The 21137-nt window shown below is 66.0% G+C and carries 17 protein-coding genes and 1 pseudogene; 12 read left to right on the forward strand and 6 right to left on the reverse strand.

What is annotated here, in order from left to right; genetic code table 11:
* Positions 1–602, forward strand: a 602-nt coding sequence (locus tag ACTHN9_RS15800; RefSeq protein ID WP_440537718.1) for a ferritin-like domain-containing protein, incomplete at its 5' end; no start/stop codon positions are given.
* A complete protein-coding gene (locus ACTHN9_RS15805) occupies positions 586–1179 on the forward strand; it encodes a hypothetical protein (protein WP_440537719.1) in 594 nt (197 codons plus the stop codon). The genes ACTHN9_RS15800 and ACTHN9_RS15805, both read left to right, overlap by 17 nt.
* A 110-nt stretch (positions 1180–1289) precedes the next feature.
* Here ACTHN9_RS15805 and ACTHN9_RS15810 read toward each other — a convergent pair whose 3' ends face one another.
* The 3 genes from ACTHN9_RS15810 to ACTHN9_RS15820 form a co-directional block, all read right to left on the reverse strand.
* Positions 1290–2984, reverse strand: coding sequence for a DEAD/DEAH box helicase (locus ACTHN9_RS15810; RefSeq protein WP_440537720.1), 1695 nt, complete (start codon positions 2982–2984; stop codon positions 1290–1292).
* Positions 2985–3206: 222 nt separating this feature from the next.
* Entirely contained in the window at positions 3207–4502 is a 1296-nt protein-coding gene (locus ACTHN9_RS15815) for a c-type cytochrome (RefSeq protein ID WP_440537721.1), read from the reverse strand.
* A 20-nt stretch (positions 4503–4522) separates the two neighbouring features.
* The gene (locus tag ACTHN9_RS15820) at positions 4523–5254 is read right to left on the reverse strand and encodes a c-type cytochrome (protein ID WP_440537722.1); all 732 of its coding nucleotides are present in this window, start codon (positions 5252–5254) and stop codon (positions 4523–4525) included.
* A gap of 542 nt (positions 5255–5796) precedes the next feature.
* Here ACTHN9_RS15820 and ACTHN9_RS15825 point away from each other — a divergent pair.
* A pseudogene (locus ACTHN9_RS15825) lies at positions 5797–6713 on the forward strand (CopD family protein).
* Positions 6714–6985: 272 nt separating this feature from the next.
* On the opposite strand, the gene ACTHN9_RS15830 reads toward ACTHN9_RS15825, so the two are convergent.
* Together ACTHN9_RS15830 and ACTHN9_RS15835 are read right to left on the reverse strand one after the other, a co-directional pair.
* On the reverse strand, positions 6986–7288 hold the full coding sequence (locus tag ACTHN9_RS15830; RefSeq protein WP_440537723.1) for a hypothetical protein: 303 nt from the start codon (positions 7286–7288) through the stop codon (positions 6986–6988).
* A 180-nt stretch (positions 7289–7468) separates the two neighbouring features.
* A complete protein-coding gene (locus tag ACTHN9_RS15835) occupies positions 7469–8701 on the reverse strand; it encodes an MFS transporter (protein ID WP_440537724.1) in 1233 nt (410 codons plus the stop codon).
* Positions 8702–8791: 90 nt separating this feature from the next.
* Here ACTHN9_RS15835 and ACTHN9_RS15840 point away from each other — a divergent pair, with 90 nt between their 5' ends.
* Positions 8792–9577, forward strand: a complete 786-nt coding sequence (locus tag ACTHN9_RS15840) for an AraC family transcriptional regulator (RefSeq protein WP_440537725.1) — start codon at positions 8792–8794, stop codon at positions 9575–9577.
* 81 nt (positions 9578–9658) lie between these two features.
* Here the strand turns inward: ACTHN9_RS15840 and dgoD are convergent, their stop codons facing one another.
* Positions 9659–10807: a galactonate dehydratase gene (dgoD, locus tag ACTHN9_RS15845; protein WP_440537726.1), complete on the reverse strand. Its 1149-nt coding sequence runs from the start codon at positions 10805–10807 to the stop codon at positions 9659–9661.
* Positions 10808–11129: 322 nt separating this feature from the next.
* Between dgoD and ACTHN9_RS15850 the strand changes: the two genes are divergently transcribed.
* The 8 genes from ACTHN9_RS15850 (at position 11130) to ACTHN9_RS15885 (ending at position 21081) form a co-directional block, all read left to right on the forward strand.
* On the forward strand, positions 11130–11810 hold the full coding sequence (locus ACTHN9_RS15850; protein ID WP_440537727.1) for a FadR/GntR family transcriptional regulator: 681 nt from the start codon (positions 11130–11132) through the stop codon (positions 11808–11810).
* 382 nt (positions 11811–12192) lie between these two features.
* Positions 12193–13197, forward strand: a complete 1005-nt coding sequence (gene deoC, locus ACTHN9_RS15855) for a deoxyribose-phosphate aldolase (RefSeq protein ID WP_440537728.1) — start codon at positions 12193–12195, stop codon at positions 13195–13197.
* Between the two features lie 10 nt (positions 13198–13207).
* Positions 13208–15610, forward strand: a complete 2403-nt coding sequence (locus tag ACTHN9_RS15860) for an aldehyde dehydrogenase family protein (RefSeq protein ID WP_440537729.1) — start codon at positions 13208–13210, stop codon at positions 15608–15610.
* Positions 15611–15698: 88 nt separating this feature from the next.
* The gene (locus tag ACTHN9_RS15865) at positions 15699–16196 is read left to right on the forward strand and encodes an RbsD/FucU family protein (protein ID WP_440537730.1); all 498 of its coding nucleotides are present in this window, start codon (positions 15699–15701) and stop codon (positions 16194–16196) included.
* Positions 16193–17131: a ribokinase gene (gene rbsK, locus ACTHN9_RS15870; RefSeq protein WP_440537731.1), complete on the forward strand. Its 939-nt coding sequence runs from the start codon at positions 16193–16195 to the stop codon at positions 17129–17131. The genes ACTHN9_RS15865 and rbsK overlap by 4 nt, the downstream gene beginning before the upstream one ends.
* A 148-nt stretch (positions 17132–17279) precedes the next feature.
* The gene (locus ACTHN9_RS15875; RefSeq protein WP_440537732.1) at positions 17280–18335 is read left to right on the forward strand and encodes an ABC transporter permease; all 1056 of its coding nucleotides are present in this window, start codon (positions 17280–17282) and stop codon (positions 18333–18335) included.
* A 110-nt stretch (positions 18336–18445) separates the two neighbouring features.
* Positions 18446–19450 carry an autoinducer 2 ABC transporter substrate-binding protein gene (locus tag ACTHN9_RS15880; protein ID WP_440537733.1) on the forward strand — a complete coding sequence of 335 codons (1005 nt, stop codon included), beginning with the start codon at positions 18446–18448 and terminating at the stop codon, positions 19448–19450.
* Between the two features lie 95 nt (positions 19451–19545).
* Complete coding sequence (locus ACTHN9_RS15885; RefSeq protein ID WP_440537734.1) at positions 19546–21081, forward strand: sugar ABC transporter ATP-binding protein; 1536 nt, start codon at positions 19546–19548, stop codon at positions 21079–21081.
* The last annotated feature ends 56 nt before the right edge of the window (positions 21082–21137 follow it).

A 21137-nucleotide genomic window follows, 5' to 3' on the forward strand; every position in this document is an offset into this window, starting at 1 on the left:
TGCAGCACGGCCGCGCGCTCAAGACGTATATCGCGTACGTCTGGCCCGAGTACGATTGGGACACGGCGTTTCGCAATTTCATGGACGAGTATTCGCTGACCTGTTCCGTGGAAGATTTCGAAAAGACGCGTGCGCTGGAAATGGTCGCGCGCTGCGTCGTCGAAACCGGCACGGCCACGTTGTATCGCGCGATTGGCGAGTGTTCGGACGAACCCGTGCTCAAAGAGATTACGGACAACATTCGGACCGACGAAGTCCGCCATTACAAGCACTTTTTCAAGTACTTCAAAAAGTACAACGTGATCGAAGGCAATGGCCGTCTGGCCGTGCTCGGCGCGTTGATGCGCCGCGTGATGGAGATCAAGAGCGAGGATTCGGAAATCGCATTGCGGCACGTCTTCGCCATTCGTTATCCCGAGCGCGTGCACGACGACGCCTACAACCGGGCACGCGCCGCACGGATCAGCTCGCTCGTGCGGCGTAATCTGTCGGCCGATATGTGCGTCAAGATGCTGCTCAAGCCGCTCAATATTCCGGCGCGCATTCAGCCCGGCGTGCATTATCCGCTTGCGAAAGTCGCCCAGCATGTCTTCTTCCGTTGAGCCCGCGGCGCTCGCGCTCGCGCAGCGCGTGTTCGACGAATGGCCGCCCGCGTTGCGGGCGCTGTTCGACGGCACGGCGCTCGGATCGAAGGCCGGGTTCACGGTTTCGCTGATTACCTGCGATGCCGGCGGGCATTTGCGTACGTCGCTGCTGGGGATCGGCGAGTTGTATGCGCCGGATGCGAGATCGCTGGCGTTCGCCTTATGGCCGACCTCGCGTGCCGCGCGCACGCTGCGAGCGGCGGCCGAGGCGGGGGCGCATACGCCGGAGCACGGTCGGGGGTGCGCACAGGCCGCGCTCACGTTCGTGCACGACGGGGCGTTTCATCAAGTGCAGTTGGCGGTGGCGCCGTTGGCGAGTGGCGAGGGCGAGTCAGGATGCGGCCCCGCGCTGTTCCTCGCTTCGATCGATACGGGAGAGGCCCAGCAAGTCGGCTATGCGCGCCTGACGAGCGGCATTGCTTTCGAGCTGTCGGGACAGGCGGGCGAGCAACAAGCCGTGCTCGCCCGCTGGGAACGTCAGATCGACGCGTTGCGGCAGGCAGCCGACGGCGCGCGAGGCGCCGGCAGCCGCTGAGCGTTCGAACATCGCTATGGCGCGGCTCGCGGGCGGGGCGGCCGGCTGTCCGCCTGCGACCGCTCTCGGCGCTCGGCGCGAGCCCGATTCACCCGCGTCGGGGCCCCCGATCAGCCGCGGTGACCGTCGCGCGTGGAAGATCCCGTACGCGGCTTGCCGCCGAGCAGCGCGCCCGGGTCGTTTTGACGGCGTCCGCGATCGGCCTGGCTGCCCTGGCCGTCGTTCGCACCGCGATGTTGACCTTCGGCGCGGCCTTGGCCCTGCGGCTTGCCTGACGACTGCGGCCGGCCCTGTTGCCCGTGCGGCTTAGCTTGACCCTGCGGCTTAGCTTGACCCTGCGGTTTGCCCGATCCCTGTGGCTTACCTTGAGACTGCGGTTTGCCCTGACCTTGGCCTGCCCCGCGAGGCTGCGAGGCCTTCGGTTGATGCCCTTGCGGTTTGGCCGCGCGATTTGTTTGGCTGCCCTCGGCGCCCGCTTGCCCGTCGCGTCGCGCCGGCGTCGGGCGCGACGCCGGTTGGCCGGCCTGGGCGCGCGCGTTGTGCTTCGGCTGTTCGGCCGCGCGCGCCTTTCCGCCAGCGCGCGGCTTTTCGCCAGCGCGCGGTTGGCGCCCCGCGTTGCCTTGGCCTCGACGCTGTTGAATCGGCTCAGGCTTCGCATTCGGATCCGGCTCGAAACCCGGAATCACTTCCTGGTCGATCGTGCGCTTGATCAGCTTTTCGATGTCCTTGAGCAATTCGCGCTCGTCGACGCACACGAGCGACACCGCTTCGCCGCTCGCCCCAGCCCGCCCCGTGCGCCCGATGCGGTGCACGTAGTCTTCCGGCACGTTAGGCAGGTCGAAGTTGACCACATGGGGCAACTGATCGATGTCGATGCCGCGCGCGGCGATATCGGTCGCGACGAGCACTTGCAGCGTGCCGTCCTTGAACTCGGCCAAGGCGCGCGTGCGGGCCGATTGGCTCTTGTTGCCGTGGATCGCGAGCGCGCTGATGCCGTCCTTCGTCAGCTGTTCGGCAAGCCGGTTGGCGCCGTGCTTCGTGCGCGTAAAAACGAGCACCTGGAACCATGCGTGCTGGCGGATCAGATGCGTCAGCAGTTCGCGCTTGCGATCGCGATCGACCGGATGGATCTTTTGCGCGACGAGTTCGGCCGTTGTGTTGCGGCGGGCCACTTCGATCAGTGCCGGTGCGTCGAGCAAGCTGTCGGCGAGCGCCTTGATCTCGTCGGAGAACGTTGCGGAGAACAGCAGGTTCTGCCGCTTCTCGGGCAAGCGCGCGAGCACGCGCTTGATGTCGTGAATGAAACCCATGTCGAGCATGCGATCGGCTTCGTCGAGCACGAGGATCTCGAGCCCCGACACGTCGATCGTCTTTTGCTGCATGTGATCGAGCAATCGCCCCGGTGTGGCGACGACGATATCGACGCCGCGCTTGAGCGCGTCGATCTGCGGGTTGATGCCCACGCCGCCGAACAGCACCGTGGATTTGAGCTTCAGATACTTGCCGTAGGCCCGCACGCTTTCCTCGACTTGGGCGGCGAGTTCGCGTGTCGGCGTGAGCACCAGGGCGCGCACCATGCGTTTGCCGCCCGCATTCGTGGGCGTCGGCGCCGCACTCAGACGTTGCAGGATCGGCAGCGTGAAACCGGCCGTCTTGCCGGTGCCGGTTTGCGCGCCGGCGAGCAAGTCGCCGCCGCAGAGCACGGCCGGAATGGCTTGCTGTTGAATCGGCGTGGGCGAGGTATAGCCAAGTTCGTGGACGGCTCGCACCAGGGGTTCGGACAAGCCGAGGGAATCGAATGACATATGGTATCTGTGCAATGCGGTGAGGCAGCCGGCGCGCGTCTTCGTGAGCCTGCCGAAAGACGCTCGTGCGCACGCGGCGCTCGTGGCGCCGGCGGGCCGCTTGGGTCCTGGCGCCGCCGGTTGATCGGCGCCGGAAATGAGAAAGGGCGCGGCCGCGGTTGCCCGCGTGGCCGCGCCCTAGTGTCTCGAGTTTTCCGACTCGAGACACTTTGGCTCTGGCAGTTAGTCGAGCGGCGCCGAGCGCAAGTCGCTGACTTGCTGCGGCGACACCGGCGTACCGTGGTTGCCCCACGACATCCGAATATACGTGACGACCGCGGCGACTTCCTCGTTCGACAGCGACTGCGCGAACGGCGGCATGCCGTACGGATGCGGGTTGCCGTCCGTGCTCGGCGGGTAGCCGCCGTTCAGCACCATACGGATCGGGTTCACGGCCGACGGCATTTGGATCGACTGGTTTGTCGCGAGCGGCGGGTACGCCGGCGGCTTGCCGAGGCCGTTATCGGCGTGGCACTTCGCGCAGTTGTCGGCGTAGACCTTCTTACCCGTTTGCAGCAGCTCGTCGCCGAACTTCTCCGACGTCTCGTACTGCATGGTTTCCGGCGCTTCCTTCTTCTGCGGGATCGTCTTCAGGTACGTCGCCATCGCGCGAATGTCGGTATCCGACATGTACTGCAAGCTGTTGTGGACGACTTCGGCCATCGGGCCGAACACGGCACCGCGCGCCGAGACGCCGTTCTTCAGCAGATCGCTGATGTCCTTGACGTCCCACTCGCCGAGACCGGCTTCCTTGTTCGACGTGAGCGACGGTGCGTACCAGTTTTGCAGCGGGATCAAACCGCCTGCGAACGCCGACGAATTCACCGGGCCGCCCATGAGGTTGATCGACGTATGGCACATCGTGCAGTGGCCGAGGCCTTCGACGAGGTACGCGCCGCGATTCCATTCGACCGATTTCGTCGGATCGTCCTTGTACGTGCCTTCACGGAAGAACAGCGTGCGCCAACCGATCAGCAAGTTGCGGTTGTTGAACGGGAAGCGCAGCTCGTGCGGGCGGCTCGGCACGGCAACCGGCGGCACCGACCGCAGGTAAGCGTAGATCGCGTCCGAATCGGCGCGCGTGACCTTCGTGTAGCTCGCGAACGGGAATGCCGGGTAGAGCTGGGTGCCGGCCTTCGAACGACCGGTATGCAGGGCACGGTAGAAATCGTCCGACGACCACTTGCCGATACCGTATTGGTCGTCCGGCGTGATGTTCGGCGTGTAGAGCGTGCCGAACGGCGTCGCCATCGGCAGGCCGCCGGCGAATTGCTGACCGCCGCGTACCGTGTGGCACGCGATACAGTCGCCTGCGCGCGCGAGGTATTCGCCGCGCTTGATCAGGGCCGCTTGATCGGCCGGGGTGGCCGCTTCGGCCGAACCGTTGTGCAGGTTGTCGCTGCCCGACCAAAGGACAGGCACGAGCGCGGCGGCCGCAACGACGAGCGCCGACAGAGCGAACAGGGACTTGCGTTTCATATCTGTGTCTCTCCTCGCGCTTACTGTGGTTCGCTACCGCAAGCAAGCGGAGTTTTCATCGAGCGGGCCGGAGCCGGGACCGGGTTGGCCGGGGCGGGTTGGGTCGACAGCCATGCGGCGACGGCCGTCACATCCGCGTCCGTCAGGCGCGAGGCGATTTCGTGCATGCAATCGGGCGCGATCGCGTGACGCGTGCCGGACCGCCATGCGCCGAGCTGCGCGCTGATGTAATCGCTATGCAAGCCGACGAGGCCCGGGATGGCGGGCTCCATGCCCGTCAACGCTTTGCCGTGGCAGGCCGCGCAAGCGGGAATCTTCTTGGTTTGGTCGCCGTTCAGGACGATCTGCTTGCCGCGCGCAAGGACGTCGTTGCCCACCGTGGGCTTGCTCGGCGTCGGATACGGCGGACGCTGTTGCGAGAAGTACGTCGCGATCTGGTGCAGGTACTCGTCCGAGAGGTACGTGACGAGGTAGTTCATCGGCGGGTACTTGCGCCGACCCGCACGGAAATTCTCGAGCTGGTTGTACAGATAATCGGCGGGCTTGCCCGCGAGGCGCGGGAAGTAGTCGTTATCGGTTCCTTGGCCATGCGAACCGTGGCATGCCGTGCAACCTTGCACGCGCTGCTCCATCGTATCGGGGGCCTGGGGCTGACTCTGCGCTTGCGCTGCGCTGTAGACACCGGCACTGCCAATCAACAGAAGGGCGAGTAGCGGGCGGAAAATGCGTCTGGAAGACACGCGTAACTCCATCGTTATTCGGGGACCTACCGGGCTGCGATCGGCTCGGTATGGCTCTGTGGCTTGGTATTGACTGTTCGATGCGCGATGTTGCAGCGGCCGAGGCAGGTGCGCTGTCGGCTTGACGCTCGGGCCAAGCCAGGCGCTGCGACGCAGCATTCTATCATCGATGGGGGGCTCAGGCTATTTGCCTCAGGCGCCGTGAAGCCGTCCGAATGCGACGGCGCGACAATATGCCGCGCGTAACGCAGTCGCGGCGTGCGTTTCGGCGTCGGGGCTTGGCCGCGCATCGTTGTCTCCTTTTTGCACACCGGACGCCCTCTCCACGTACACTCACGCCTGCGGCGCGCTCGCACCGGTCGGTTCGTCGAGCGATCCGCCGGTCCGCATTCGCATCGGTTTGCCCGAATGGTTTGCCGGGGCGCCGGCCGCGCATTTCAATGCCCTTTCGATCGACTTCCAATGACGTTTCCTTTCGCGCTTCACCGCCGCGCGCGCGGCGTGCCGCTCATTTGTGCGCTCGTTCGTTTCCAACCGCAAGGATGTTTGCACCGATGAACATGACCGGACTCACGATCGGACAGGTGGCGCTTGCCGCCCTCGTGGACATCGCCTTCGCCTTGGCGATCGGCTCGGCGCTGCTCGAACGCTGGCTCGCCCTCGAAGGACAATTGGCGCGTGTCGCTCGGCAGCGGGCACGCGCGTCGCTCGTCGCCGCGTGCTTCGCGCTCGTATTGGCCGATGTGCTGTGGCTGCTTTACGAGTCGGCTTCGATGAGCGGGCTGCGCTCATGCCCGCCATCGGAACCGTGCCTACCGTGCTAGCCCAGACGCAGGTCGGCCTCGGTTGGTGCATCGCTTTCGCCGGTGCGGTGCTGGCGTTGGCGACGGCGCTCGCGAGTCGGGGCGGTCGCGCCGGCCAGGGTGCGTTCGTCGTTGCCGCCGTCGTCGTGGCGGTGGGCAAGGCATCGATCGGTCATGCGGCCGACGCCGGGCCGTGGTCGGCCGCCGTCGCCGTACACGCGCTGCACATCCTTGCAACGGGCGTATGGGGCGGAATTACGTTGGCCGGCGGGCTCTTCGTCCTGCCGGCGCTCGATCGCTCGACAGCCCGCGGGGCGCTCATTCGCGTTGCCGGGCGTATCTCGTACGCGGCGGGCATGGCGCTGGCCGTCGTGCTCGCGACGGGCTTGTACAACGCCGTGCGAGGCTTGGGCGGATCGCTCGCTTCGCTCTCGGAAAGCGGATGGGGTCACGTACTCACGCTCAAGGGCGCGCTCGTGCTGCTGGCTGTCTTGCTCGGCGCGCTGAACCGCACCTCCGCACTGCCGCGGTTGCGCCGCACGGCTTCGACCACGGACGCGCATACGTTCAACAACGTCCTGCACTTGGAGGCGCTCGTCATGATCGGCGTCTTTATCGTGGCCGCGGTCCTCGCGCATATGGCGCCCGGCTACGCGACGGCGCATTGAACGTCGAACGCGCCGAAGGGGGCGACCGCGCCGCCGAGAATGCGAGCCGTCAAGGATGCGCGGTGCGGTCCGCGATGTCTCATTAACGAGACGACAGCGGGGACGACGGCCGCAAGTTCGCGCGTGCGTTCTGGCGCCGAACCCCGAGGGCTGCGGCAAGGCGCGCGGCTCGACGCGACAAAGCCTGGGCGCGACGGCCGTTACGCGCCCGTGCGCGGGCGCTCGGCGCCGCCGGATGCGGGGCGAGCACGCATCGGCCGAATCGAGTGGGATCATTCATAGCCGAGCCTGTGACTGAGGATGGGCGAGAAAAACAGCGCCATCGCTGCGCCGATCACTTTGCCTTCCAGCTCGGCCGTCGCCGCGTGCACGACATAGCTGTGCGAGAGGACGTCGACGAGTTGCGGCGCGCAGTAAAGGGCCGCCACGCCGATCGCGCATTTTTCGACGATGGCGATCGGCCAACCGCGGTTGAACGCGGTCACCGCGGCCAGGATGCGCGCTACGGCGAAGACGACGAGTGCGCCGACCGCGGCCTGTTCGCGCAATAGATAGTCCGGAATGAATTCCCCCATGGCCCGCTCTCCCTAAGTGGTCGTTGTGCTGGTCGCGACAACGCAAGGAGTGGGCCAACGGCCGGGCGGGGAAGGGGGCAATCGGGCGGTGAAGCTTGTCCGGTAAGGCTTTTGACCGGACGACGCCCGTTCGGGGCAGGCGCCGATTCGTCCCGATGCAGGCGAGCGCGGACCGAAGTGTTACGTTCGTGAACGTAACGCGTCGTGACGCGCCGAGGGCGAGATCGCGCGCTTGGCCGCTTCTTCGGCGATCCGGCTGCGATGAATCGCGAGCATCGCCGCGGCAAGCAGCGACCACGCAAGGCTCAGCGGGACAGGCGTATCGAAAGGCAACGCCGCGCTCGCGGCAAGCGCTAAACCGAGCATCGCGTAATAAGCCACCCCGAAGAGGGCGCCGGCGCGTCCGAGGCAGCTCGCATAGTCGCGCAGCGCGGGGGCCAGGATATTGGGAATAGCCAGGCCGAATCCCAAAAAGAGCGGGAGCGCGGCGAAAGCCCACCCGATGCCCGGGCGCGGCGAGACCAGCACAAGGATCAGTTGGCCGATCGCGCCGGCAAGCACGGCGAGCAGACCATAGCGGACCCGCTGCTCGGTGCCGACCGAAGCGGACAGCCGGCGATTCAAAGCCGCGCCGAGACTGCCGGCCAGCGCCACCGCCAGGCCGATCCAGCCGAAGCCCAAGCCCGGCAGATGCCCCACCATGAAGGGGCCTGCGGCATAGAACGAGAACACGAGCGCATTGAGGCCCGCCACGAGCAGCGCCGCGCGCCACAACGCGCGATCGGTTAGCGTGCGACGCGCCACCGTCAGCATCGGCGCGGTGTCGACGACCGGCGGCCGTGTTTCAGGTACCAGGCACAACCCGCACGAAATCAGCACCGATACCGATACGGCGGTGATCGAGAGCGCACCTCGATACCCGGCGAGATCGGACGCGAGCTGCCCGAGCATCGGCCCGACCGCGGGCGACCAAGCCAGTACCATCCCGATCGTGACGAAGTATTGGGTCAGCGGCGCGCCGCTTAGCCGGTCGCGCAATAGCGTTTGCGTCGTGACCGAGCACGTCGCCATGCCGAGCGCCTGGACGAAGCGTCCGGCCAGCAATGCCGCGTAACTGGGCGCGACGATGCCCCAAGCGGTTCCGGCGAGCGCCAGTGCCAAGCCCAACAGGAGCGCGGGGCGTCGCCCCCATCGATCCGCCACCTGTCCCCACAACAGGACGCCGGCGGAAAAGCCGAGGAAGAATAGGCTCATGACCCATTGCGTATCGGCCGCGCTCAATTGCCAGGCGCGCGCGACGCTGGGTAGCCCCGGGGCCAAGACGGTTTCGGCGATTTGCGGCAACGCAAGACAGGCGATGACGAGCCATGTCGGCGGCAATTCGCGGCTGCGATGGAGGTGAGGGAACGACATGATGCCTTTCTCGTGGGAAAACGAGGAATTGTCTCCGTCATACGGCAGGCATAATCGCGTTGTTCCGACGAAAAACATTGCAGGACAGACATGCCGCGCTGCGAGCCCGACCAAGCTATCGATCCGGACACCGCGCGCTGTCCCGTGGTGGGCCTTGCGATCGACACTCGCAAACACGAGTCGGACTGGCATGCGCATCGAAGAGCGCAGTTGCTGTATTTGGCGCAGGGTGCGGTGACCGTCTACGCGGACGGCCGCGTCGGGCAACTCGCGCCGTCGCAAGCCGTGTGGTTACCCGCCGGGCATCGGCACAAAGCCGTCATGCACGGTCCGTTCGCGTATCGCAGCCTGTATTTCGATGTCGAGGCTTACCCGGATCTGTCCGCGTCGCCCGGTATTGTCGAAATCAATGCGTTGCTCAGGGCACTCATCGTTCGGGTCGCCGAGTGGCCGTCCGATCAGGCGCTGGCGCCCGCGCAGCGCCGCTTGGTCGCCACCTTGCTGGACGAACTCGGCGCGGCCGATCGCGCCGCGCTCCATTTGCCGATGCCGCGCGAGAAGCGGTTGCGGATCGTCGCGCACACGCTGCTGAGCGATCCCGCCGTGTCATGGTCGCTCGACGAGTGGGGCGTGAAGGTCGGCGCCAGCGCGCGCACGCTCGCGCGCGCATTCGTCCGGGAAACGGGGATGACCTTCGCTCAGTGGCGTACGCAATGCCGCTTGCTGGTCGCGCAGACGCGGCTAGCCGAAGGCCTCTCCGTGACGACCGTGGCGCATATGGTCGGATACGCCAGCGATAGTGCCTTCATCGCCATGTATCGCCGCTTGTACGGGGTGCCGCCCGGAAGGAGAGCGAGGGCGAGCACCTTCGGCTGATACGTGTCAGGGCGGCCGGTACTCGCCGTGGGCGCTTCCCGGGCTTGCCGGACGAGCGGCTGCGCCGCTCGCCCTACCGCATTACCACTCGGCGACGCTGCCGTCCGCATGACGCCACACCGGGTTGCGCCAACGGTGGCCGACCTTCGCCATCTCGCGCACTTTCTCCTCGTTGACGTCGATGCCGAGCCCCGGGCCCTTCGGGATGGCGACGAAGCCGCCGTCGTACTTGAAGACTTCGGGGTTGTGCAGGTAGTCGAGCAGATCGTTACCTTGGTTGTAGTGAATGCCGAGGCTTTGCTCTTGGATGAACGCGTTGTAGCTCACCGCGTCCAGCTGCAAGCAAGCGGCCAGCGCGATCGGCCCGAGCGGACAGTGCAGTGCTAGGCCGACGTCGTAGGCTTCGGCCATCGACGCGATCTTGCGGCATTCGGTGATGCCGCCCGCATGGGAGGCATCGGGCTGGATGATGTCGACATAGCCCTCGGAGAGGATCGACTTGAAATCCCAGCGCGAGTACAACCGCTCGCCCAGCGCGATCGGCGTATTGGTTTGATTCACGATGTCGCGCAATGCCTCGACGTTCTCCGACAGCACCGGCTCTTCGATGAACAGCAGCTTGTACGGATCGAGTTCTTTCGCGAGCACTTTCGCCATGGGCTTGTGAACGCGGCCATGGAAATCGACGCCGATGCCCACGTGCGGGCCCACCGCTTCGCGCACCGCGGCGACGTTGGCGATCACCTGTTCGACCTTGTCGTAGGTATCGACGATCTGCACTTCCTCGGAGCCGTTCATCTTGAGCGCCTTGAAGCCGCGTTCGACGACGGCGCGCGCGTTGTTGGCCACGTCGTGCGGGCGATCGCCGCCGATCCACGAATAGACCTTGATCCGATCGCGCACGGCGCCGCCGAGCAGCGCATGCACGGGCACGCCGTGGTGCTTGCCGAGAATGTCCCACAAGGCTTGGTCGATGCCGGCGATCGCGCTCATGAGCACGGGGCCGCCCCGATAAAAGCCCGCGCGATACATGACTTGCCAATGATCTTCGATGTGGCGCGGGTCCTTGCCGACGAGGTAGTCGGCCAACTCTTGCACCGCGGCCTCGACCGTATGGGCGCGGCCTTCGACGACGGGTTCGCCCCAGCCGACGATGCCTTCGTCCGTCTCGATCTTGAGAAACAGCCACCGGGGCGGGACGACGAACGTCTCGAGCTTGGTAATTTTCATGGGGACCTCCTCCTGGTCGGTGTTAACGGCCGCGCAGCCACGCAGGCCAGGGACGCATCGAGGCGCCCGAAACAGTTATCGTACCTCAAAACACCTTGAAGTACTATTAATAGTATTTATTGGTGTCAAATACCCGGTTTTGGGCGACGCAGCGCCCGAACGCTTGCGCTTTGCTGGGCGGCCGCGATAATCGCGTGCAGGGCCGACGCGCACCGCCGCCGAAAGGTAGGCGCCTCGCGCGCGTCCGATCCCGCTGCCGCGAGAGGCCGATTGCCCGCCGCGGACGGCGGGCGGCCCATACGACTAGGGACTAGGGAGAACGATGATTCAACGCGATCTGCACGGGCGCGTCGCCTACATGTTGGCGACGGCTATTTTGCGCGGCGATTACGCACCCGGCGCTTTGTTGCCGCGCGAGGCGGAGCTGATGGAGTCCTTCGGCGTGAGCCGTACGGTATTGCGCGAGGCGCTTCGAACGTTGACGTCGAAGGGGCTTGTCGAATCCAGGCCGAAAGTCGGCACGAAGGTGAGGCGCCGCAGTGCGTGGAATTTGCTCGATGCCGATTTGCTCGAGTGGTACTCGCAGGTCGCGCCGACCGTCGCCTTCGCGTTGAAGCTGCAGGAGGTGCGCGAGATGGTCGAGCCGTATTCCGCCGAACTGGCGGCGCGCGCGCATACGCCCGACACCATCGAGGGGCTCGAACGGGCCCACGCGGCGATGGTCGCGGCGCGCAACGTCGACGAATGGGTGCGCGCCGATCTGCATTTTCACCTCGGTATCTTGGCGGCGTGCAGCAATGAACTGTTGCTGCCCCTCGGCGCGCTGATCGAGCGCACGCTCGAAGCGCAACTGCGCCTGAACGCCAAGCGGGCCGAAGTCTTCAATGCTGCGCTGCATCAGCATACGGCCGTGTACGAGGCGATCCGCGATCGTCGGCCCGAAGACGCCCGTTCGGCCATGGCCGAATTGCTCGGCGTGACGCGCAAGCGCATCGAAGCCTAAGCGCGCGTTCTGGCCACTTTTGCGCCAGGTTCGAAAGCGGTTGCCCGGTCCGCCCGATCGATGCGAGGCGGGCCGCCTCCAAAAGTGTCGCTCATGGTCATGAGCCACTTGCCAAGGAGGCCCCGTGCTCGCTGTCCGTATCGACCGCTACGGTCCCCCCCGAAACGCTTGACGTCGGCCAGGTGCCGACGCTTGGATTCGACGAACGCCACGTTGCAGGGCGAGGGTTGCTGCGGCGGCGCGATTAAATCGCAGAAGTCGTAGAGCGTGCAGGCACTTCCGATAAAATTGTAACGAAGTCTTGTCACGATCATTTCACGAGACTAGGATCGATGAGAATAAATCATCACCGTCTGTTGTGCGTTGCACAACGCGTCTCCCTATGTCCGACGCCTCCACGCAACCGATTGCCGTGCCGCACGATTTCGCGTTCGCGCTCGAGACGCGCAATCGCGGTGTTCCGTTCGATGCATCTTGGATCGACGGTATTCGCGTGAACGCGTCGGCGGTCGAGCGGCGCACCGCCACGCTCGCCGCGCGCCGTTCCGTGAAGAAGGATGCGCAGGCCGCGTGGCTGCTCAAAGCGATCACCTGCATCGATCTGACGACTTTGAGCGGCGACGACACGGAAGGCCGCGTGCGGCGGCTGTGCGCCAAGGCGCGTCGTCCCGTGAGGGACGATTTGATCGAAGCGCTCGGCGTTGCGCCCGAGTCCATCGTGACGGGCGCCGTCTGCGTGTATCACCGTTTCGTCGCGGCGGCCGCCGATGCGTTGGCCGGCACGGGCATTCCCGTCGCGGCGGTGTCCACCGGTTTTCCCGCGGGGCTGAATCCGCCTGCGCTCAAGCTCGAAGAAATCGCGGCATCGGTGGCCGACGGTGCGGCCGAAATCGACATCGTCGTGACGCGAGAACACGTCCTGACCGGCAACTGGCGGGCGCTCTACGACGAAGTGCGCGACTTTCGCGCGGCGTGCGGCGCCGCGCACATGAAGGCGATTTTGGCGACGGGCGATATCCGCACGCTGACCAACATCGCGAAGGCGTCGATGGTCTGCATGATGGCCGGCGCCGATTTCATCAAAACCTCGACGGGCAAGGAGGGCGTCAATGCGACGCTCGACGTCTCGCTCGTCATGGTGCGCATGATCCGCGAGTTTCGCGAACGTACGGGCGCGCGCGTCGGCTTCAAGCCGGCCGGCGGCGTGTCGACGGCGAAATCGGTGCTCGCCTATCAAGTATTGATGAAGGAAGAACTCGGCCGCGACTGGCTCGAACCCACGCTCTTTCGGATCGGCGCATCGAGCCTGCTCGCCGACATCGAGCGTCAGCTCGAGCACCACGTCACCGGCCGCTATTCGGCGTTCAACCGTCACCCCGTAGCGTGAGCGATTCGCGATGAGCGTTGCGCATTACTTTCAGACGATGGATTACGCCCCGGCTCCCGAGGACGATCAGGCCGCGCGCGCCTGGCTCGCGCGGCACGACGCTTCCTTTCGCCATTTCATCGACGGCGGCTGGAAAGCGAGCGTGTCGGGCGAGTGCTTCGCCGTGCGCGCGCCGGCAACCGGCGAGACCCTGGCTCACGTCGCGCAGGGCGGTGCGGCCGATATCGACGCCGCCGTTGCGGCAGCCCGTGCGGCGCAGCCGGCCTGGCTCGCCGCCGGCGGGGCGCAGCGCGCAAGACACCTTTACGCGCTGGCGCGGATGGTGCAGCGGCACAGCCGTCTGTTCGCCGTGCTCGAAGCGCTCGATAACGGCAAGCCGATCCGCGAGACGCGCGATCTGGACGTGCCGCTCGTCGCGCGCCATTTCCTGCATCACGCCGGTTGGGCGCAACTCCAAGAGACTGAGTTCGAGGGCTGGGCGCCGCTTGGCGTCATCGGCCAGATCGTGCCTTGGAATTTCCCGCTGTTGATGCTCGCGTGGAAGGTGGCGCCCGCGATCGCGCTCGGCAACTGCGTCGTGCTCAAGCCGGCCGAGTACACGCCGCTCACCGCGCTGCTGTTCGCCGAACTCGCCAGCCTCGCGGGGTTGCCCGACGGCGTGCTCAACGTCGTGACCGGCGACGGCCGGACTGGCGCGGCGCTCGTCGATCATCCCGGCGTCGACAAGATCGCGTTCACCGGTTCGACCGAAGTCGGCCGGCTCATTCGCACCGCCACGGCCGGGTCGGGCAAGTCGTTGACGCTCGAGCTGGGCGGCAAGTCGCCGTTCATCGTCTTCGACGATGCCGATCTCGATGGCGCGGTGGAGGGTATCGTCGACGCAATCTGGTTCAATCAAGGCCAGGTGTGTTGCGCGGGCTCGCGGCTGCTGGTGCAAGAAGGCGTGCAAGCGCGCTTCATCGCCAAGCTCAAGCGCCGCATGGCGACGCTGCGCGTGGGGCCCTCGCTCGACAAGACGATCGACATGGGAGCAATCGTGGATCCGGTGCAGCTTGCGCGGATCGAATCGCTCGTCGAAACAGGGCGACGGGAGGGCTGCGAGATTTGGCAGCCCGAGCAAGTCGCCCTGCCCGATGCGGGCGGCGCGTACTATCCGCCGACGCTCGTGACGAACGTCGCGCCGGCGGCCACGCTCGCGCGAGAGGAAATCTTCGGTCCTGTACTGACGGCGATGAGCTTTCGCACGCCCGACGAAGCTGTCGCGCTGGCGGGTGACACGCGCTACGGCTTGGCCGCGAGCGTCTGGAGCGAGACGATCGGGCGTGCGCTCGACATCGCTCCCCGGCTCGCGTGCGGCGTCGTCTGGGTCAACGCGACCAATCTATTCGATGCGAGCGTCGGCTTCGGCGGTTATCGCGAGTCGGGCTACGGCCGCGAAGGCGGCCGCGAGGGCGCCTACGAGTATTTGAAGCCGAGCGGCTGGGGCAAGGGCGCGCTGCGCGAAGCGTCGGTGGCGACCTCGCTCGCCGCGGGGCATGACGGGCTCGAACGATCGGCGGCGAATCTCGACTTCGTCGATCGCACCGCGAAGCTTTTCATCGGGGGCAAGCAAGTGCGCGCCGACGGCGGCAACGCGCGCGCGGTGTATGCGCCGAGCGGCGCATTCGTCGGCGAAGTGGCCGACGGCAATCGTAAGGACGTGCGCGATGCGGTTGCCGCGGCGAGAGGCGCGGCGAAGTGGGCCCAGATGAGCGGGCATGCACGGGCGCAAATTCTGTACTACCTCGGCGAAAACCTATCGGCTCGAGCCGAGGAGTTCGCCCGGCAACTGGTTCGGCGCACGCAGTGCGACGAGCACGCGGCGAAACGTGAAGTCGACGCGGCGATCGTGCGGCTGTTCACCTATGCGGCGTGGGCCGACAAGTTCGACGGCGCCGTCCATACGCCGCCGTTGCGCGGCGTCGCGCTCGCCATGCACGAGCCGCTCGGCGTGGTCGGCATCGCGTGTCCGGACGAGGCGCCGTTGCTCGCGCTGGTTTCGCTGATCGGGCCCGCGCTCGCACTCGGCAATCGCGTGGTCGTGTTGCCGAGCGAGACATGCCCGCTTATGGCAACCGATTTGATCCAAGTGATCGAAACGTCGGATATCCCTGCCGGTGTGCTGAATATCGTCACCGGGGCACGCGAGGCGCTGCTGACCACGCTGGCCAAGCACGACGATGTGGACGCGCTATGGTGTTTCGGCCGCGCGCAAGAATCGGCGCTCGTCGAGCGCGAATCGATCGGCAATCTGAAGCGGACGTTCGTCGATCATGGCCGCCGGCTCGATTGGTTCGATCGTGCGAGCGAGGGGATGCCCTTCTTGCGCCAGGCGTCGCAAGTCAAGAATATTTGGATTCCGTATGGCGACTGACGACTGACACGCCCTGGTAGGCGAGCCGCGGCCGAAGCGGCGGCCCGCCGCGCGGCCGAACGACGGGACGACGAAAAAAGGAGACATCGTGCTGAAACATCTGGATCCGCTTCTGAATGCAGACGTACTTCACGCCTTGCGCGCGATGGGACACGGCGACGAACTCGTCGTATGCGACGCCAATTTCCCCGCCGATTCGGTGGCGCGTTCGACGGTGACGGGCAAGCTGCTCCGGATGGACGGCGTCGACGCCGCGCGCGCCGTGCGGGCCGTGTTGTCGGTGCTGCCGCTCGACACGTTCGTCGAAGCGCCGGCGATGCGCATGGAAGTGGTGGGCGATCCGCACGCGATGCCGATGGTTCAGCGCGAGGCGCAAGCCGAAGTCGATGCCGCCGAAGGCCGCGCGGTGCCGTTCGCATCGATCGAGCGGCACGCGTTCTATGCGCGCGCGCGCCGGGCGTATTGCGTGATCGCGACGGGCGAAACGCGCGGCTACGGCTGCTTCGTCTTCACGAAGGGCGTCATCCTCGCCCCCGATGCGCCGCTCGCGGCGAGCGATGGCCGGCCCGCGGAGCGCGGCAAATGAGCGGGCGCGTCGTCATTCTCGGGATCTATGTGACCGATCTCGCGTTTCGCGCGGAGCGCATGCCCGTGATCGGCGAAACGATCGCAGGCTCCGCGTTCGCGATGGGGCCGGGCGGGAAGGGCTCGAACCAAGCCGTCGCGGCCGCCCGCGCCGGCGCCGAGGTGGTGTTTTGCACGCGTCTGGGCAACGACGCGTTCGGCGCGATCGCGCGCGACACGTGGCGAGCGGAAGGCATCGCGGCGCGCGCCACCGTCGTCGACGCAATGGCGACGGGCGCCGCCCATATCTTCGTCGACTCGGCGACCGGTTCCAACGCAATCATCGTGGCAGCCGGCGCAGCGGGCACGCTCGGGCCTGCCGACGTCGAAGCGATCGAAGCCGATATCGCCGGCGCGCAGGTGTTCGTCACGCAATTGGAGCAGCCCGTCGATGCCGCCTATCGCGGGCTAGAGCTGGCGCGCAAGCATGGCGTGACGACGGTGCTGAACCCGGCGCCCGCGCTGCCGCTGCCCGACGACATCTTTCCGCTGTGCGACTACGTGACGCCGAACGAGACCGAAGCCGCGGCGCTGACGGGGATCGCGATCGCGACGCCCGACGATGCGCGCCGCGCGGCCGACGCGCTGCTTGCCAAAGGCGCGGGCGCGGCGATCGTCACGCTCGGGGAGACGGGCGCGCTGCTGCACACGCGCACGCAATCGGTGCTCGTGCCGGCGTTTCGCTGCGGGGCGGTGGTCGAGACGGCCGGGGCCGGCGACGGATTCACCGGCGGATTCGCCGCGGCGCTCGCGCGCGGCATGGTGCCGGTCGACGCGGTGCGCTTCGGCTGCGCGCTGGCGGGGCTATCCGTGACGCGGGCCGGCACGGCCCCTTCGATGCCGACGTTGAGCGAAATCAACGCGCTGCTGGGCGCGGCGTCGATCGTGTCGGCTTAGGCGAGGAACGGCGCGGCGGATCGCCTTTGCACCGAATCTCGCGCATCGGTCTTAGGCATTGGCTTTCTGGCATTGCGTCTCAGGTATCGCGTCTCACGTCTCACGTCTCACGCTTCACGCTTCACGCTTCACGAAAAGGGCGGCATTCATGAAAGGCTCGTTCGTAATCGGCAAGTGGTTCGGCGACAGGCAGTTGAATTTCCTGCTGGGCGTCAACGCGCTCGTCGCGATCGTTGCCGTCTGGCTCTCGCATGGCCAGTTCGTCGGCATCGACAATTTGCAGTCGATGGGATCGCAACTGCCCGAGGTCGGTTTGCTCGCGCTCGGCATCATGCTGTCGATGCTGTCCGGCAACGGCGGTATCGATCTTTCCGGGGTAGGGCTCGCGAATCTGTCCGGCATGATCGCCGCGCTCGTCGTGCCGAAATGGGTCAGCGGCGACGATTCGCCGGTGCTTTATACGACGCTGTTTGGCGCGATCGTCGTGACGATGGGGCTGCTCGGCGGCTTCATCAACGGGCTCGTGATCGCACGGCTGCGGCTCACGCCGATCCTATGCACGCTCGGCACGCAGCTTCTGTTCACGGGCATTGCCGTCGCGCTGAGCAACGGGGCCTCGGTGCACGTCGACTATGTCGAGCCGCTCGCCGACATCGGCAACGGCACGGTGCTTAACGTGCCGATTTCGTTTTGCATCTTCATCGCGGCCGTCTTGCTGCTCGGCTGGCTCTTGAAGCGCACACCGTTCGGATTGCGGCTGTACCTCATGGGCACGAATCCGCGTGCGGCGTTTTATGCCGGGATCGGATGCGAACGCATGCTGATCGCCACCTACACGATGTGCGGCGTGCTCGCCTCGCTGGCCGGCCTCGTGAGTGTGTCGCACACGCTCAGTGCGAAATGGGATTACGGCAGCTCGTATCTGCTGATCGCGATTCTGATCGCGGTCATGGGCGGCGTGAATCCCGCCGGCGGGTACGGCCGCGTCGTCTGCGTGTTCTTCGCCGCCACGGTGCTCCAATTGCTCTCCAGTCTGTTCAATTTGCTCGGTGTCTCGCAGTTCTTCGGCGATTGCACGTGGGGTTTCCTGCTGCTGGTTTCGCTCGCGTTTGCCGATGGCGAGTCGTTGCGGGCGATCGTGCGCTTCGGGCGCACGACCAAGGCCCGGCATGGGCCGGGCGGCCCGCACGGAGCGGGCGGATGAGCGCCTATTAAAGCGGGATCGGGAATCGGTCTGGTAGTCGGCGGACGTCTGGCCTCGGGCGACCGTCAGCAAACAAGGGGCGTCGCGGAAACACGAAGGAGACAACGCAGATGAAGCTGAAACGAACGAGCCTCGCGCTCGCCGCTTGCGCGCTCGGCGCGGGCGTCATTTTCGCCGCGCAGGCGGCGACGAATGAAACGATCGTCACTGTCGTGAAGGTGACGGGCATCAGTTGGTTCAATCGGATGGACGAGGGCGTCAAACAGTTCGCGAAAGACAACCCCGGCATCACGACCTACCAGACCGGGCCCGGCCAGGCCGATGCCGCGCAGCAATTGCGGATCATCGAGGACCTGATCGCGAAGAAGGTCAACGCGATCGCGGTGGTGCCCTACGATCCGCCGACGCTCGAGCCTGCCTTGAAGAAGGCGATGGATCGCGGGATCAAGGTCGTCACGCACGAGGCGGACAACGAGAAGAACACAATGGTCGACGTGGAAGCGTTCGACAACAGCGCCTACGGCGCCGCGCTCAACGATCGGCTGGCGACGTGCATGCACGACGAAGGCAAGTGGGCGACGTTCGTCGGCTCGCTCGGCAGCCGCTCTCAGGTGCAATGGGCGGACGGCGGCATCGACAACGCGAAGAAGAAGTATCCGAAGATGCAGCTCGTGGAAACCAATCTCGAAACCAACAACGACGGCGAGCGGGCGTACGAGCAGGCGAAGGAAGTGCTGCGCAAGCATCCCGACATCAAGGGCTTCCAAGGCTCGTCCTCGCTTGACGTACTCGGTATCGGCCGCGCGGTCGAGGAGGCCGGGCTCGTGGGTAAGGTTTGCGTGTACGGCACGGGCTTGCCGACCGAGGCCGGCAAGTTCTTGGAAAGCGGGGCGATCAACGGCATCGCGTTCTGGGATCCGAAGCTCGCGGGCCTCGCGATGAACAAGATCGCGAAGCGGTTGCTCGACGGCAAGACGGTGCAAAACGGCGACAACCTCGGCCTGCCCGGCTACGAGAAGGTGACGGTGTCGAAGGGACCCGGCAAAGGCATCATCGTGCGCGGGCAAGGGTGGGTCAGCGTGGACAAGTCGAACTACAAGCAATACAACTTCTGACGAAGGGAAGGCCGCGGCGCGGGCGACGCGAATCGCCCGCGCCGCGGCGCTTTCGCTGCGAGTGCAGGTAGGACGAACGACGACGAACGAAGACGATGAGCGACGCCCCTGTTTCGGATCCTTGGCTTGAAGTAATCGGCGTGCACAAGCGCTTTACGGGCGTGCACGCGCTGCGCGGCGTGACGCTCACGTTCGCGCGCGGGCAGATCTATCACCTGCTCGGCGAAAACGGCTGCGGCAAGAGCACGCTGATCAAGATCATCTCGGGCGCGCAGCCGCCCGACGAGGGCGAACTGGCGATCGAAGGCCGGCGCCATACCCGGCTCACGCCGCTGGAGGCGCTCGCGGCCGGCATCGAAACGGTCTACCAGGATCTGTCGCTGCTGCCCAACATGAGCGTGGCGGAAAACGTCGCGTTGACCTCGGAGTTGGCCGAGCACGGCGGGCGCCTCGCGCGCACGTTCGATCGGCGCGCGTTGGCCGAGCGGGCCGCGCGTGCGCTCGCGGCGGTCGGCTTGCCGTCGGATGCGCCGTTCCAAGCGACGATCGTGGAAACGCTGCCGCTCGCGACACGGCAACTCGTGGCGATTGCGCGCGCGATCGCCACCGAGGCCAAGTTCGTCATCATGGACGAACCCACGACCTCGCTGACGCAAAAGGAAGTGGCCAATCTGATCGGCGTGCTGACCGCCTTGCGAGCGCAAGGGGTCACCGTGCTGTTCGTGAGCCACAAGCTCGACGAATGCTATGCGATCGGCGGCGAAGTCATCGTCCTGCGCGACGGCCGCAAGGTGGCGCAAGGGCCGATCGCCGACTATACGAAAGCGCAACTGAGCGAACTCATGACGGGGCGCGAACTTGCGCATTCCCGCTACCGGGCCCATGCACCGGACGCAGCCGAGGTGGTTTTCGCCGTGCGCGGGCTCGGACGCGGCCGCCAGTTCCGCGAGGTGTCGTTCGCGCTGCGGCGCGGCGAAATTCTGGGCGTCACGGGGCTGCTCGATTCCGGCCGCAACGAGCTCGCGCGCGCGCTGGCGGGCGTGGCGCCGGCCGATAGCGGGACGATCTCGCTCGACGGTAGGCCGATCGCGCTGTCGAGCCCGGGCGATGCCAAGCGTCACCGGATCGGCTACGTGCCCGAGGATCGCTTAAGCGAGGGCTTGTTTCTGGACAAGTCGATCCGCGACAACGTCGTGACGGCGATGATCTCGAGCCTGCGCAACCGCTTCGGCGGGCTCGACCCAAAACGTGCGCGCGCGCTGGCCCAACGCACGGTCACGGATCTGCAAATCGCGACGCCCGATATCGATAAACCCGTCCAATCGCTCTCGGGCGGCAACCAGCAGCGCGTGTTGATCGGCCGTTGGCTCGCGATCGACCCGCGCGTGTTGATCTTGCATGGGCCGACGGTGGGCGTCGACGTGGGGTCGAAAGACATCATCTATCGCATCATGCAGTCGCTGTCGGAGCGCGGCATCGGCATCGTGCTGATCAGCGACGATTTGCCCGAGCTGCTGCAAAACTGCGATCGGATTTTGATGATGAACAAAGGGCGCGTGACGGGCGAGTACGCCGCGCAGGGCTTGACGGAAGCCGAGCTTTATCGCGCGTTGCTCGCGCAGGCCGCATGAAGCCGAACGCCGTGTGCGTTCGGGCAGGTGTCAGAATCGAATCGAACAGCGAATCA

This window comes from Trinickia sp. (assembly GCF_051953405.1).
Lineage (GTDB): Bacteria > Pseudomonadota > Gammaproteobacteria > Burkholderiales > Burkholderiaceae > Trinickia.

What these genes read in the sequence shown, in the direction of transcription:
- ACTHN9_RS15805 (WP_440537719.1), top strand. Translation starts at nt 586, where the DNA reads ATGTCTTCTTCCGTTGAGCCCGCGGCGCTCGCGCTCGCGCAGCGCGTG.
- ACTHN9_RS15815 (WP_440537721.1), bottom strand. Translation starts at nt 4,502, where the DNA reads ATGAAACGCAAGTCCCTGTTCGCTCTGTCGGCGCTCGTCGTTGCGGCC.
- ACTHN9_RS15850 (WP_440537727.1), top strand. Translation starts at nt 11,130, where the DNA reads ATGATTCAACGCGATCTGCACGGGCGCGTCGCCTACATGTTGGCGACG.
- ACTHN9_RS15835 (WP_440537724.1), bottom strand. Translation starts at nt 8,701, where the DNA reads ATGTCGTTCCCTCACCTCCATCGCAGCCGCGAATTGCCGCCGACATGG.
- ACTHN9_RS15875 (WP_440537732.1), top strand. Translation starts at nt 17,280, where the DNA reads ATGAAAGGCTCGTTCGTAATCGGCAAGTGGTTCGGCGACAGGCAGTTG.
- ACTHN9_RS15860 (WP_440537729.1), top strand. Translation starts at nt 13,208, where the DNA reads ATGAGCGTTGCGCATTACTTTCAGACGATGGATTACGCCCCGGCTCCC.
- ACTHN9_RS15840 (WP_440537725.1), top strand. Translation starts at nt 8,792, where the DNA reads ATGCCGCGCTGCGAGCCCGACCAAGCTATCGATCCGGACACCGCGCGC.
- ACTHN9_RS15830 (WP_440537723.1), bottom strand. Translation starts at nt 7,288, where the DNA reads ATGGGGGAATTCATTCCGGACTATCTATTGCGCGAACAGGCCGCGGTC.
- ACTHN9_RS15885 (WP_440537734.1), top strand. Translation starts at nt 19,546, where the DNA reads ATGAGCGACGCCCCTGTTTCGGATCCTTGGCTTGAAGTAATCGGCGTG.
- ACTHN9_RS15820 (WP_440537722.1), bottom strand. Translation starts at nt 5,254, where the DNA reads ATGGAGTTACGCGTGTCTTCCAGACGCATTTTCCGCCCGCTACTCGCC.
- ACTHN9_RS15880 (WP_440537733.1), top strand. Translation starts at nt 18,446, where the DNA reads ATGAAGCTGAAACGAACGAGCCTCGCGCTCGCCGCTTGCGCGCTCGGC.
- deoC (WP_440537728.1), top strand. Translation starts at nt 12,193, where the DNA reads ATGTCCGACGCCTCCACGCAACCGATTGCCGTGCCGCACGATTTCGCG.
- ACTHN9_RS15810 (WP_440537720.1), bottom strand. Translation starts at nt 2,984, where the DNA reads ATGTCATTCGATTCCCTCGGCTTGTCCGAACCCCTGGTGCGAGCCGTC.
- dgoD (WP_440537726.1), bottom strand. Translation starts at nt 10,807, where the DNA reads ATGAAAATTACCAAGCTCGAGACGTTCGTCGTCCCGCCCCGGTGGCTG.
- rbsK (WP_440537731.1), top strand. Translation starts at nt 16,193, where the DNA reads ATGAGCGGGCGCGTCGTCATTCTCGGGATCTATGTGACCGATCTCGCG.